Source organism: Allobosea sp. 2KB_26 (assembly GCF_052115715.1).
Lineage (GTDB): Bacteria > Pseudomonadota > Alphaproteobacteria > Rhizobiales > Beijerinckiaceae > Allobosea.
In genome coordinates this window covers 168,095-181,285 of record NZ_JBFRHE010000002.1, presented here as the reverse complement: position 1 = coordinate 181,285, position 13,191 = coordinate 168,095, and the positions used below count along the sequence as shown (strand labels likewise).

Below are 13,191 nucleotides of genomic sequence, written 5' to 3'. Positions count from 1 at the left end.
ACTGGAATGTTCGACGACATCAAGGGAAAACGCGCGCTCGTCACCGGCGCCTGCGGCGTGATCGGACGCTGGATCGCGGAGACGCTGCATGAGGCAGGCGCCGTGCTGGCGCTGACCGACGCGCGGGAAGACGAGCTTGCGGCGTTTGCCGCGGCGCTCGGGCTCGGCGGCGAGAGCTTCACCAAGGCGGCCGACCTGACCGACGAGGCCTCGATCAAGGCGCTTGCGGCCGAAATCGGCACGCGCTGGGGCGCGGTCGACATCCTCGTCAACAATGCCGGCATCTATCCCAGCGGCTTCCTGCTCGACACCTCGACGGAAGAATTCGACCGGATCTTCTCGGTCAATCTGCGCGCGCCCTTCATCCTGACCCGCGAGATCGCGACGCAGATGGTGCGCCAGGGCGTCAAGGGCTCGATCATCAACATCTCATCGGGCGCCTCGCGCAAGATGCGGCGCACCGTCGTGCCCTATTGCACCTCCAAGACCGCGCTCGACCGGCTCACCAAGGGCTTTGGCGTGGAGCTCGCCGAGTTCGGCATCCGGGTGAACGCGCTCGAGCCCGGCTTCGCCGCCGGCAGCAAGGTCAGCGACCTGACCGAAGCGCATATCCAGAGCACGACCTCGCAGATCCCGCTCGGCCGCCCCTCCTCGCGCGAGGATGTCGGCAATGGCCTGCTTTATCTCGCCAGCAGTGCCTCGGCCTATGTCACCGGCGCGACCCTAACGATCGACGGAGGCAACTCCATCGGCTCGCTCGCCGTCCATCAGGACAAGAAGAACCCGCTCTAGTGGAGGACGAGATGACAACCTCCCTCCCGCCTGCGCGCTTCCCCGTCTCCGATTACGAATGGCCGGCCGGCAAGAGCAGCGCCTTCTGCTTCAGCGTCGATGTCGATGCCGAGAGCCCCTATCTCTGGAACCTGTCCGAGGGCGCGCCCGCCACGCTCGGACAGATCGAGCAGCGGCTGTTCGGCCCGCGCATCGGCATCTGGCGCATCCTCGACCTGCTCGACCGCTACGGCATCAAGGCGACGATGTTCGTTCCCGGCCTGGTGGCGAAGAACCATCCGGACTTGGTGCCGGCCTTCGTCGAGCGCGGCCACGAGATCGGCCTGCACGGCTATTTCCACGAGATCGCGACCGATGCCGACCCCGACGAATTCGCCCGCGCGCTCGATGAATCGCTGGCGCTGTTCAAGAGCCAGGCTGGCGTCGTGCCCAAGGGCTTCCGCTCACCGGCCTGGGAGATGACGCCTGCCATGCTGGCCGAGGTCAAGCGGCGCGGCCTTTATGACAGTTCGCTGATGGGCTTCGACCATCCCTACACGATCGACGGCATCACCCAGGTGCCGGTGCTCTGGGCGGTCGACGATGCGGTCTATTTCCGCTTCACCGGCAGCGTGACGGACCGGGCCCCGCCTTCGCCACAGGGCGGCATCCTCGAAGCCTGGCTCGACGAGTGGCACATGCTGCATCGCGAGGGCCGGATGATGATGCTGACGATCCATGACTGGATCTCAGGCCGGGCCGGACGGATCAGGATGCTGGAGCGGCTGCTGGACGCGGTGACCTCATCGCCCGGCGTCTGGATCGCGACCGTCGGCGAGCTTGCGGCCCATCATGCCGCCAGCGCCAATGCCCAGCGCTTCAGCGTGCCGCTGCGCCTGCCGGAGCCAAGCGCGCCGCGGCGCTTCAAGACGCCGCGCTGATGCAGACCTTCACCGTCCGCCGGCCCGCCGTCCAGTCGGCCCATGGCCTCGTCGCCGCGCAGAACCGCCACGCGGCCGAGGCGGGCGCTGCCGTGCTCTCGCGCGGCGGCAATGCGATGGATGCGGCCGTTGTCACCGCGCTCGTGCTCAGCACGGTCGAACCCTGGCTTTCCGGCGTCGGCGGCGGCGGCTTCCTCGTCCATGCCGATGGCACGACGGGGGCGACCGAAACGCTCGATTTCAATGTCCGTGCGCCCGCCGGCATCGACCCGGCGGATTACCCGCTGACCGATGCCCAGACCGGCAACTGGTTCGCCTGGCCGTCAGTGGTGGGGGACCGGAACGTCTCCGGCTATAGCGCGATCTGCGTTCCCGGCGCGATCGCGGGCTTCGCCGCGGCGCTGGAGCGCCACGGCACCCTGTCCTGGGAAGAGGCGCTGCAGCCGGCGATCGAGCATGCCGAGCGCGGGCTCGAGATCGACTGGTTCGCGGCGTTCTGCATCGCGATCGAAGTGGCCGGCATCGCCCGCGACCCGGTGCTTGCCGCCCTGCTGCTCGACAATGGCCACGCGCCCAAGGCAGGGGCCGATACGCGGCGCTTCAAGCCGATGGCGCAGAAGGCGGCGTTGCTCAGGCGATTGGCGAAGTCCGGCGCGCGCGATTTCTACGAGGGCGATACGGCGCAAATCATCGCCGCCGATCTCGAGGCCGGCGGCTCGGCCATCCGGCGCGGCGATCTCGCGGCCTATGACGTCACCTGGGCGCCGCCGTTGACCGGGCGCTATCGCGCCTTCGACATCGCCGCCATTCCCGGCCTGAGCGGCGGGCCGAGCTTCCTCGATGCGGCGGGGCGTCTCGCGTCCGGCCCGCTGTCGCGCGAGACGCCACCGGCGCAACGGGCCCTGCTCTATGCCAGCGCCATCCGCGAAGCCTATGCGACGCGCCTGACCACGCTCGGCCATGCAGCGACACCCCAGGCCGGCTGCACCTCGCATGTCAGCGTGGTCGATCGCGACGGCACCATGGTCTCGCTGACCAATACCCTGCTTTCGCGCTTCGGCGCCAAGGTCGCGCTGCCGAATGCCGGCATCATCATGAACAATGGCATGATGTGGTTCGATCCCCGCCCCGGCCAGCCGAACAGCATCGCGGCCGGCCAGAAGCCGCTCGCCAATATGTGCCCGCTCGTGCTGAGTCAGGACGGGCGGCCGGTGCTCGCCATCGGTGCAGCCGGCGGGCGCACCATCTTCCCGACCGTGCTCCAGCTCATCTCCGGCATCGCCGACCTCGGCCTGTCCCTGGAGGAGGCCTTCCATCGACCGCGCATCGATGCCTCGACGCCACGCATCAAGATCGACGCCCGGGCCGAACCCGATGTCGCCGCGACCGTCGCCACCGCCTTCCCGGTCGAGATCGTCGAGGACACGCTCTATCCCGTGAATTTCTCGATTCCCTCGGCGGTGATGACCTCGCCGGCCGGCGGCTTCATCGGCATGGCCCATCCGACCAGCGCCTGGGCCGCGGTCGTCGCGGCAATCGCATGACCACGACCGAGGGCCCCGTCCTGGCGATCGAGGATCTCGTCGTCGAGATCGACGGCAACCGCATCATCGACCAGGTCTCGCTTTCGGTCGGTGCCGGCCGGATCCTCGCGATCGTCGGGGAATCCGGCTGCGGCAAGAGCCTGACGGCGCTCTCGGTGCTCGGCCTGCTTCCCAAGGCCGCACGGTTCAGGGGCGGCGCGATCCGGCTCAGCGGGCGCGACCTGACGGGGCTTGGCGAAGCGGCGCTCTCCGATGTCCGGGGCAACGAGGCGACGATCATCTTCCAGGAGCCGGTCGCCTCGCTGAACCCGCTGATGCGCGTCGGCGAGCAGGTCGAGGAGGCGCTGATCCTGCATCGTGGCCTCTCGACCAGGGCCGCGCGCGAGGAGGCGATCGCGATGATGACGCGCGTCGGCATTCCCGATGCGACGCGGCGCGCGCGCCAGTATCCGTTCGAGCTTTCGGGCGGCATGTGCCAGCGCATCATGATCGCCTCGGCGCTGATCTGCCGCCCGGCCCTGCTGATTGCCGACGAGCCGACGACGGCGCTCGACGTGACGATCCAGGCCCAGATCCTCGACCTGATGCGCCGCCTGCGCGAGGAGGTCGGCACCGCGATCGTGCTGATCACCCATGACATGGGCGTCGTTGCCGACCTCGCCGACGATGTCTGCGTGATGTATGGCGGGCGCATCGTCGAGAGCGGCGCGGTCGAACCGATCTTCGCCGCGCCGCGCCACCCCTATACCAAGCTGCTGCTCGCCACGATTCCGACGCTGCAGGGCACGCGCAAGGCGGTGCTGCGCACCATCGAGGGCATGGTCCCGAGCGCCGGGTCCTGGCCCGATGGCTGCCGCTTCCGGACACGCTGCCCGCTGGCGGACGAGGCCTGCCTGGCACCGCCGCCTCTCGCCTGCGTCGGAGAAGCCCATCGCGCCGCCTGCTGGCATTCGGACGATGTGGAGGCGCTGGCATGACCGCGTCCCCGCTGCTTCAGGTCCGCGATCTCAAGGTCCATTTCAAGCTGCGCCGTGGCGTCGGCACACCGGGCGGCGTGGTCAAGGCGGTGGACGGCGTCTCCTTCGACGTCGCGGCCGGCCGCACATTGGCGCTGGTCGGCGAATCCGGCTGCGGCAAATCCACGACCGCCTATGCGGTGATCGGCCTCGAACAGGCGACGGGCGGCACGGTCAGCTTCGACGGCCGCGACATCACCGGGCTCAAGGGGCGCGAGCGCGTAGCTCTCTCCCAGGAGATCCAGATCGTCTTCCAGGACCCGAGCGCCGCGCTCGACCCGAAGATGAGCATCGAGGCCAGCATCAGCGAGCCGCTTGCCATCGCCGGCTGGACCCGCAGCGACAGGCGAAAGCGCGTGGCCGAGCTGCTCGACCGGGTCGGGCTGCCCGCCACCTTCGCGGAGCGCCTGCCGAGCGCGCTCTCGGGCGGACAGCGCCAGCGCGTCGTGATCGCCCGCGCGCTTGCGCTGTCACCCCGCCTGCTGATCCTCGACGAGCCGGTCTCGGCACTCGATGTCTCGATCCGCTCGCAGGTGCTGAACCTGCTGCTGGAACTGCAGCGCGATCTCGACCTCGCCTATCTCTTCATCTCGCATGATCTCTCGGTGGTCCGGCATATCGCCGACGAGGCGATGGTGCTCTATCTCGGCTCGGTCATGGAAAGCGGGCCGATCGATACGATGTTCGAGGCGCCGCAGCACCCCTATACGCAGGCGCTGCTCTCGGCGATCCCGCTGCCGGACCCGCTGCTGCAACGCCGGCGCGAAAAAATCATCCTGACCGGAGACCTGCCGAGCCCGCTCTCTCCGCCGCCGGGCTGTCCCTTCGTCAGCCGCTGCCCGATCCGGATCGAGCGCTGCAGTTCAGCCCGCCCGCCCCTCCTGGAGACGGCGGCAGGGTCGCGCGTCGCCTGTATCCTGAGGCACTAGCAGCTGGCCGTTCGGAATGGAGGCTCGAACTGTCGGAGACGCAGGGCAAATGCGCTCTGTCCGCGGGCGAATTGCCGTATCCAACCCAACGGCCCATCGCTATTGAACGGTCCTTGTCGATCCGCCCGGAACCCATCGTGCGCCGCGTCCTGCCGTCTCTGCCTTCGTTGACGATCTTTGAGGCGTCGGCGCGCCATTCGAGCTTTACCCGTGCGGCCGAGGAACTGAATCTCTCCCAGAGCGCGGTCAGCAAGCAGGTTCAATCGCTGGAGGCCTTCCTGGGTCTGCGCCTGTTCGAGCGCGTGAGACAGCGGATCGTCCTGACGGAGGCGGGACAGCTCTATCTCGCCAGGGTGCGCGAGGCCCTGGAGATCATGGAATCGGCAACCATGGAAGCGCTCGCCTTCCAGGGCGGCGGCGGAATGCTCAACATCGCCACTCTCCCGACCTTCGGCGCGCGCTGGCTTGCGCCAAGGATCGGCGGCTTCCGGGCCCTGCATCCGCGTTTCGCCCTCAGCCTGACCGTACGGGCCTGGCCCTTCGACCTCGTCGAGGAGAACATCGATATCGCCGTCTATTTCGGCGAGAAGCCTTGGCCCGGTGGTCCATCCGACCTGCTGATGGAAGAAGAGATCATCCCTGTCTGCGCCCCGTCGCTGCTGGCACCGCTGGGGCCAGTCAGCGCCGTCGCCGATCTCGATCGGCTCGCGCTGCTCCATCACCGCGCTCGACCGCGCGCCTGGAAGGACTGGCTGCAGCTGGCTGGAGCAACCGAGGTCAACCCGTTCCACGGCGTTCGCTTCGAGCAGTTCGAGATGATCATCCAGGCCGCGATCAGCGGCATGGGAATGGCGATCGTGCCGCGCTTCATGATCGAAGCTGAGCTGGCCGACGGAAGGTTGGTCGCCCCCTTCGCCCGCGCGATGAAGAGCGCGGAATCCTACTACCTTGTCTGCCCCGAGCGAAAGCGAGACCTGCCGGCAGTCCAGGCGTTCCGACGCTGGGTCCTGGATGAGGTGCGCCTGTTCCGGCAGCGCCAACGCGACGAAAACGAGCGTCCGTCGAAGGGGTGAAACTTCATTCCCGGAAGGAATGAAGTGACGCGATCTTATCGTTATGGCCGGCGCTGGCAGCCACCTTACTATGCCGTTCGCGACCACCAGATCCGGATCTCCGGGATCTGGCAGGGAGAGCGGCTCAATCGCACGGGAGCGGGTTTTGTTGGATTCTTTCGGGTCACGCGCGGCGAGCCTTGCTTTCGCGCTTCTTCTCGCCGCGCCTGCTGCTGCTCTGGCGCAAGAGAGCACGCTGACGGCCCTGCGGACGAGCGATGCCGATCGCTACGATCCCCAACGCACCACGACGCTCGCCGCAGCAGAAGTGCTGTACATGGTCGGCGAAACGCTGGTGACGCTCGACCGCGACCTGAAGACCGTTCGCCCCGGCCTGGCGGAACGCTGGGAGGTCAGTTCGGACGGCCGGACGTATACGTTCCATCTCCGCCGCGACGTGAGCTTCTGCGACGGCAAGCCCTTCACCGCCGCGGCTGTCGTCGGCACGGTGGAGCGCTGGCTCAATCCGGATTTCGCCGGCGTCAGCAAATGGAAGGCGGGCAAGGTCGAGAGCATCAAGGCGCTCGACGACCACACGGTGGAATACCGTCTGAAGGAACCCTATTCCGAACTGCTCTATCAGATGACGCAGTTCAACTTCGTCATCATCGACCCGGAACAGGCTGCGGCGCTGAAGGATAATTTCGGCATTTCCGCATTCAATGGGACCGGCCCTTTCTGCTTCCGCTCCTGGAAGCCGAGGACGGAGACCGTGCTGACCCGCCACGAAGCCTATCGCTGGGGGCCGGCCTTCATGGAGAATGCCGGGCCGGCCGGTGTCGCCCGCTTCGTCTGGAAGATCGTGCCGGAGGCCGCGACGCTTGTCGCCGCCCTGCAGACCGGCGAGGGCGACCTCTCCTATTCGGTTCCGGCCTGGGCCATTGCCGAGGTGCAGGCGAACCCGAAGATCCGCCTGCTCAATCCCGACGTGGCCTTCCGCACCCATTATGTCGGCATGAAGATCACGCGCCCGCATCTCGCGGACAAGCGCATCCGCGAGGCCATCAGCCTTGCCATCGACGAAGGCGCGATCGCCGACGCCATTTTCTTCGGTGAAGCCGAGGCGGCGAACGCCTATTTCTCCAAGGCGACGCTCGATTTCAATCCCGGGATGAAGCTCGGCGCCTTCCGCTACGACCCGGCCCGGGCCAAGGCATTGCTCGACGAGGCCGGCTGGGTCGCGGGCCCCAAGGGCGTCCGCATGAAGGACGGCAAGCCGCTGTCGCTGAACTTCTACGGTTTCACGGGCGACACCAACCGCCAGATGGCCGAGGCCATCCAAGGGGATCTGCGCAAGATCGGCGTCGATCTCAAGGTCGAGCTCTACGATGCGACGATCGTCTGGGGCAAATTGCGGACCCAGGATTTCGATCTCTACCAGATGAACTACCCCTATCTGAGCGCCGGCGAGGCGATGAATCTCTACTTCCTCTCCAGCAACATGCCTACGCCCAACCGGATGAACTGGAACGACCCGGACACCGACCGCCTGATCGAGGAGGGCAACCGCGCGACCTCGCCGGAAGCCCGCTACAGCGCCTTCGCCCAGGCCGAAGCGATCGTCCATGAGGCCGTGCTCTGGAAACCGCTGGTGAACGAGAAGCTGACCGTCGTCTCGCGGACCACCCTCAAGCCGTTCAAGCCTCACGGCATCAGCGGTGCGGCGCTCTATAACGGGCTGGACCTCATACCGGCGAAGTGACAGCGAGCGAACCGCCTGCGCCACTCGGCGCACCGGATGTTGGAACAGGCGACGGCACGGGCATCTGGACGACCGGAAGCCGTGCGCCGAGGGACGAATTGACGTGACGCGACAGCTGTTTTGGCGCCTCCTGAGCTCGCTACCGATCCTTCTTGGGGTGCTCTTTGCCGGGTTCCTGCTCTTGCAGGTCATCCCCACCGACCCGGCAACCATTATCGCCGGCCCCACGGGGACGGCGGCCGAAATCGACGCTATCCGGCGCCAGCTCGGTCTCGACGCCCCGATCCTGGTGCAGTTCTGGCTCTACATCCTGCGGGTCGCCCAGGGCGATCTTGGCCGCTCGATCATCAACAACGCTCCGGTGATCGACGAGCTGGCCTCGGCACTCGGCCCCACCGTGGAGCTGATGGTGGCGAGCCTGAGCTGGGCGGTGCCGCTCGGCATCCTGTTCGGCACGCTTGCCGCGACGCGGCGCGGAAAAGCGTTCGATCGCGCGGTCATGGCATTGTCGGTCGCCGGCGTGTCGGTGCCGGCCTTCTGGGTCGGGCTGCTGCTGTTGCAATTTGCGGCCTATCGCTGGCAGCTGTTTCCGCTCCAGGGCCGTGGCGGGCCGCTCTGGACATTGCAGGGCCTGCATCACGTCGCACTGCCGGCGCTGATGCTCGGCGTCATCTTCATCGGCCCGGTCGCACGGATGACGCGCACCGCCGTGGTCGAGGTGCTGGGGGCCGATTTCATCCGCACGGCGCGTGCCAAGGGCGCGTCCGAGTTCCAGGTCGTCACGCGCCATGCCCTGCGGACGGCGTTGATCCCGGTCGTGACGCTGATCGGCCTCCAGATCGGATCCCTGCTTGGCGGTGCCGTCATCGCGGAGACGATCTTCTCCTGGCCGGGCGTCGGCCGGCTCGCGGTAGGCGCCATCGTGTCGAGCGATTTCCCGATGGCGCAAGGCGCCATTCTGGTGATCGCCTGCGGCTTCATCGTCGTGAACCTGATCGTCGACACGCTGTATGGCCTGCTCGATCCGCGCATCCGGAGTGCGCTGCGATGAGCGCCCAGGGTCCCGCATCGACAGTAACAGCTGCTCGCCCGTCGCGGCCGGGCATGTTCCAGCGCCTCAGAAGCGACAAGGTCGCGCTCGCTGCGCTGATCCTCCTTCTCGTCATCGTCGCGGCGGCCGTGTTCGCGCCACTGCTGACGCCGTTCGACCCCTATCATACCAATCTCCGGCTGCGGCTGCGTCCTCCCGGCGGCGCTCACCTGCTCGGAACGGATTCGCAGGGCCGCGACCTGTTGACCCGCCTGCTCTACGGCACGAGGACGACCCTGGTCCTGGGTTTCGCCGGCGTCGCCATCGGCACCCTGATCGGCGGCACCATCGGGCTCCTGGCGGCATTCTATCGCCGGCTCGAAGGGCCGTTGATGCGCATCGTCGACGTCCTGCTGTCGTTCCCCTCGATCCTGTTCGGCCTTGCGCTCGCAGCCATGCTCGGCATCGGGATGGACAGTCTCGTGATCGCGCTCGGCCTGTCGGCCTCGCCCCGGATTGCCCGCGTCACCCGTGCGACGGCCGCCACGGTCATGCAGGCGGAATATATGGAGGCCGGGCGCGTGATCGGGCTTTCCGACGCGACGCTGATCCATCGCTACCTCCTGCGCAATTGCGCGGCCTCGATCGTCGTCTACTGCACGCTGCAATTCGGCGAGACGATCCTGCTCGCAGCTGCCCTGGGCTTTCTCGGCCTGGGCCTGCAGCCGCCGATCGCCGAACTCGGCAGCATCGCGGCCGAAGGGCGGAGCTTCATTTTCCTGGCGCCGCATGTGTCGACTGCCGCCAGCCTGCTGATCTTCGTGATCGTGCTGTCCTGCAACGTTCTCGGGGACGCCTTCCGCGACCTCACGGATCCGAAATTGCGCCGATGACGACTGAGACACCCGTGATCGAAGTCCGCGGACTGCGCGTCTGCTTCAACACCTCTGCCGGAAAGGTGATGGCGGTCGACACGGTCGACTTCGCCGTCGGCGCCGGCGAGACGCTCGCCATCGTCGGAGAATCCGGCTCGGGCAAGAGCATCATGTCGCTTTCGCTGCTGCGGCTCGTGCCTGCGCCGGGCGAGATCGCGGCGGGGCAGATCCTGTTTCGCGGCGAGGACCTCGTCGCCAAGCCCGCCCATGCCATGCGCGACATTCGCGGTGGCCAGATCGGCATGATCTTTCAGGAGCCCAACACGTCGCTCAATCCCGTGCAGACGATCGGCGACCAGATCATCGAAGCCATCCAGCTGCATGAGCCGGCGAGCCGCGCAGAGGCGCATGCAAGGGCGATCGAAGTGCTGCAGCTGACCGGCATTCCCTCGCCGGAAACCCGGGTCAAGGCCTATCCCCATGAACTCAGCGGCGGCATGCGCCAGCGGGCGATGATCGCAATGGCGCTGGCCTGCCGCCCTGGGCTCCTGATCGCCGACGAGCCGACAACGGCGCTCGACGTGACCGTGCAGGCCCAGATCCTCGACCTGATGCGGGAGCTGAAGGCAACGACCGGCGCCGCCATCATCCTCATCACCCATGACCTTGGTGTCGTCGCGGAGATGGCCGACCGCGTCGCCGTGATGTATGCGGGGCGCATCGTCGAGACGGCTCCGGTCGGGGCTTTGTTCGACAGTCCCGAGCATCCTTATACCGTCGGGCTGCTCAGCTCGATGCCGGCGATCGATGGCGACGAGGAGCCCCTCACGCCCATCGAAGGCGGCCCGCCCGATCCGTTGGCGTTGCCTCCGGGCTGCGGGTTCCAGCCGCGCTGCCCGTTCGCCATTGCGCGGTGCAGCACGCAGATCCCGCCGCTGCGCACCGTCAGGCCAGGGCATTCCTCGGCCTGCTGGCGTGCGCCGCTTCTGGAAAACCTCATGCAGGAAGGGCGGGCCTGATGCCGGCTGCGGATGCCGCTACCACGCTTCTCACCGTCGACGGGCTGAGCAAGCAGTTCAGCGTCGCGGGCACATGGCCGTGGCAAAGGCGCAGGCTGAGCGCCGTCAACGACATCAGCTTCTCGATCGCGCCGGGCGAAACACTGTCGCTGGTCGGCGAGAGCGGCTGCGGCAAGTCTACGGCGGGGCGAATGCTGGTCGGGCTGACCGCACCGAGTAGCGGGCGCATCCTGTTCGAGGGGCGAGACATCGCGACGTTGTCTTCACGCGAACGGCGCGCCCTGCACCGCCATGTCCAGCTCATCTTCCAGGACCCTTACGGCTCCCTCAACCCACGCATGACAGTCGGCGAACTGATTGCCGAGCCTGCCCTGGTCTTCGGCCTCGCCGACAGGCACAGCGTTGCCGCCCGGGTCTCCGAGCTGCTCGGCCTGGTCGGTCTCGCCGACAGGCATGCCGATCGCTACCCGCACGAATTCTCCGGCGGCCAGCGCCAGCGGATCGGGATCGCGCGTGCGCTGGCCGTCGAGCCGCGCCTGATCGTCTGCGACGAGCCGGTTTCCGCGCTCGACGTCTCGGTCCAGGCCCAGATCGTCAATCTGCTGCGGAGCCTGCAGGATCGGTTCGGGCTGAGCTATCTCTTCATCTCGCACGGGCTGTCCGTCGTGCGGCACCTCAGCCACCGCGTCGCCGTGATGTATCTCGGCAACATCGTCGAGATCGGCCCGAAGGGCGCGATCTTCGCCCGCCCTGCGCATCCCTATACGCAAGCCCTTCTAGCTGCCGCGCCAGTCGCGCGACCTGGCGCACGCCGAAGCCGAGCGGTGCTGGCCGGCGATATGCCGAGCCCGCTCAATCCGCCATCCGGCTGCCGCTTCCATCCGCGCTGCCCGTTCGCCGTGGAGCGTTGCCAGCGCGAAGTGCCGGCGCTCACGCCGGGGGATGATGGGCGCTCGGTCGCCTGCCACCGCTGGCGCGAGCTCGCGGCAGCTCCTGCCGAGGCGCCAACCCTGCGGCATGCGCCGCGCACCGCCCGGTTGCTGGCGCTCTATCGGAGTGCTGCGGCTGCGTCCGGCTCTCGCATCGGGATCAACTGACCATGCCGCCAATCGAGGTCACAGCCATTCCCACCGGTCAGACCGTGCCGGAGGGATTGCCGCCAGAGGTCGCGGACCGCTTGCGCATTCTCCTGTCCGCCCCCGGGCAGCTCATTCTCGTCGCAAGACGGGGGGCCGTCATTGTCGGGCTTCTCGCCGGGCTCCGCCGCCGGACGACCGCGATGCTGCGCATCGTCTGGTTCTGGGCCGGTTCTGCGGACACGAATGGCGATGGCGAGGAGACCGGCCGCGCGCTGATCGCGGCGCTGGAACGGATTTCGCTCGAGGCCGATATCCTGACCTGGCGGATTGCCGGTGCGACCGGGGAGGACGACCTGCCGCCGGCGCTGCGACGGCTGACAGGGATTGCGGCCGCCGAACCGGGATCGGTCTATTCAGAACGCAGGCTCCGCAACGCCGAGCAGCCGCCGAAGCCAGTCGCTCCGCTCTACCCGCAATCGACCGGATTCACCTGCGGCCCCGCTTCGCTTGCCATGGCTTTTGCCGGCCTCGAGCCCGCCATGGTTCCCGATCGCCAGCTCGAGATCGCCCTGTGGCGCGAAGCCACGACGGTCATCGGGCTGACCGGTCCGGGCGGCTGCGACCCGTATGGGCTGGCGCTCGCCGTTGCCGCGCGCGGCTATGCGCTGCGGCTGTTCATGAGCGCTTCGGAGCCGGTCCTGCTCGATCGCGGCAATACGGAAGCCAAGCGCGAGCTGATGACCTTCGTTCAGGCCGATTTCAAGAGCCGGGTGCTCGCCTCCGGCATCGATGTCGAGCATCGCGCCTTCGAGAGCTGGGAGCTGCGCGACGCGATCGCCGAGGGTGCCATCGCCGTCGTTCTGATCGACCAGATGGAAACGCACGACCGGACAGCGCCCCATTGGGTTGTCGTCCACGCCGTCCATGACGACCTGTTCCTGCTGAACGACCCCTGGATCGAGACGGACGCACTGGAAACGGTGGCCGACGTGCTCGACCTTCCGATCCGCACCCCAGTCCTGGAGCGCATGGCCCGATATGGCGAACCGAGCTACCGGGCAGCGCTGCTGATCGGACGCAGCAGCTCGCAGGCGTCTTCGCCCGTGCAGGCGGTCCGCAACTGATTGGGATGCCAACCGGCGCGGGTGGCTTCGTGGCCGCGCCCGCGCCCTC

12 protein-coding genes are annotated in these 13,191 nt (G+C 67.5%); all 12 read left to right on the top strand.

Features of this window, described 5'->3' with window-relative positions; genetic code table 11:
- Window positions 1–6: 6 nt before the first annotated feature.
- Window positions 7–792 carry an SDR family NAD(P)-dependent oxidoreductase gene (locus AB4099_RS09115; RefSeq protein ID WP_441477827.1) on the top strand — a complete coding sequence of 262 codons (786 nt, stop codon included), beginning with the start codon at window positions 7–9 and terminating at the stop codon, window positions 790–792.
- An 11-nt stretch (window positions 793–803) separates the two neighbouring features.
- Entirely contained in the window at window positions 804–1,712 is a 909-nt protein-coding gene (locus AB4099_RS09110; protein ID WP_441477826.1) for a polysaccharide deacetylase family protein, read from the top strand.
- Window positions 1,712–3,256: a gamma-glutamyltransferase family protein gene (locus AB4099_RS09105; RefSeq protein WP_441477825.1), complete on the top strand. Its 1,545-nt coding sequence runs from the start codon at window positions 1,712–1,714 to the stop codon at window positions 3,254–3,256. The genes AB4099_RS09110 and AB4099_RS09105 overlap by 1 nt, the downstream gene beginning before the upstream one ends.
- Window positions 3,253–4,233: an ABC transporter ATP-binding protein gene (locus AB4099_RS09100; RefSeq protein ID WP_441477824.1), complete on the top strand. Its 981-nt coding sequence runs from the start codon at window positions 3,253–3,255 to the stop codon at window positions 4,231–4,233. The genes AB4099_RS09105 and AB4099_RS09100 overlap by 4 nt, the downstream gene beginning before the upstream one ends.
- A complete protein-coding gene (locus AB4099_RS09095; RefSeq protein WP_441477823.1) occupies window positions 4,230–5,201 on the top strand; it encodes an ABC transporter ATP-binding protein in 972 nt (323 codons plus the stop codon). The genes AB4099_RS09100 and AB4099_RS09095 overlap by 4 nt, the downstream gene beginning before the upstream one ends.
- A gap of 113 nt (window positions 5,202–5,314) precedes the next feature.
- The gene (gene gcvA, locus AB4099_RS09090; protein WP_441477822.1) at window positions 5,315–6,274 is read left to right on the top strand and encodes a transcriptional regulator GcvA; all 960 of its coding nucleotides are present in this window, start codon (window positions 5,315–5,317) and stop codon (window positions 6,272–6,274) included.
- 148 nt (window positions 6,275–6,422) lie between these two features.
- On the top strand, window positions 6,423–8,015 hold the full coding sequence (locus AB4099_RS09085) for an ABC transporter substrate-binding protein (protein ID WP_441477821.1): 1,593 nt from the start codon (window positions 6,423–6,425) through the stop codon (window positions 8,013–8,015).
- A gap of 103 nt (window positions 8,016–8,118) precedes the next feature.
- Entirely contained in the window at window positions 8,119–9,066 is a 948-nt protein-coding gene (locus tag AB4099_RS09080) for an ABC transporter permease (protein WP_113518805.1), read from the top strand.
- A gap of 53 nt (window positions 9,067–9,119) precedes the next feature.
- Window positions 9,120–9,938 (top strand): ABC transporter permease, encoded by an 819-nt coding sequence (locus tag AB4099_RS09075; protein WP_441477820.1) that lies wholly within the window; start codon window positions 9,120–9,122, stop codon window positions 9,936–9,938.
- Window positions 9,935–10,939, top strand: coding sequence for an ABC transporter ATP-binding protein (locus tag AB4099_RS09070; RefSeq protein WP_113518807.1), 1,005 nt, complete (start codon window positions 9,935–9,937; stop codon window positions 10,937–10,939). The genes AB4099_RS09075 and AB4099_RS09070 overlap by 4 nt, the downstream gene beginning before the upstream one ends.
- Window positions 10,939–12,036, top strand: coding sequence for an ABC transporter ATP-binding protein (locus AB4099_RS09065; protein ID WP_441477819.1), 1,098 nt, complete (start codon window positions 10,939–10,941; stop codon window positions 12,034–12,036). Before AB4099_RS09070 ends, AB4099_RS09065 begins: the two co-directional genes overlap by 1 nt.
- 2 nt (window positions 12,037–12,038) lie before the next feature.
- Window positions 12,039–13,142: a peptidase C39 family protein gene (locus AB4099_RS09060; protein WP_441477818.1), complete on the top strand. Its 1,104-nt coding sequence runs from the start codon at window positions 12,039–12,041 to the stop codon at window positions 13,140–13,142.
- Window positions 13,143–13,191 lie beyond the last annotated feature (49 nt).

Excerpts from the sequence above, each read along its gene's own strand:
- AB4099_RS09095 (WP_441477823.1), top strand. The coding sequence starts at position 4,230 with ATGACCGCGTCCCCGCTGCTTCAGGTCCGCGATCTCAAGGTCCATTTC.
- AB4099_RS09065 (WP_441477819.1), top strand. The coding sequence starts at position 10,939 with ATGCCGGCTGCGGATGCCGCTACCACGCTTCTCACCGTCGACGGGCTG.
- AB4099_RS09060 (WP_441477818.1), top strand. The coding sequence starts at position 12,039 with ATGCCGCCAATCGAGGTCACAGCCATTCCCACCGGTCAGACCGTGCCG.
- AB4099_RS09110 (WP_441477826.1), top strand. The coding sequence starts at position 804 with ATGACAACCTCCCTCCCGCCTGCGCGCTTCCCCGTCTCCGATTACGAA.
- AB4099_RS09075 (WP_441477820.1), top strand. The coding sequence starts at position 9,120 with ATGTTCCAGCGCCTCAGAAGCGACAAGGTCGCGCTCGCTGCGCTGATC.
- AB4099_RS09115 (WP_441477827.1), top strand. The coding sequence starts at position 7 with ATGTTCGACGACATCAAGGGAAAACGCGCGCTCGTCACCGGCGCCTGC.
- AB4099_RS09105 (WP_441477825.1), top strand. The coding sequence starts at position 1,712 with ATGCAGACCTTCACCGTCCGCCGGCCCGCCGTCCAGTCGGCCCATGGC.
- AB4099_RS09070 (WP_113518807.1), top strand. The coding sequence starts at position 9,935 with ATGACGACTGAGACACCCGTGATCGAAGTCCGCGGACTGCGCGTCTGC.
- AB4099_RS09100 (WP_441477824.1), top strand. The coding sequence starts at position 3,253 with ATGACCACGACCGAGGGCCCCGTCCTGGCGATCGAGGATCTCGTCGTC.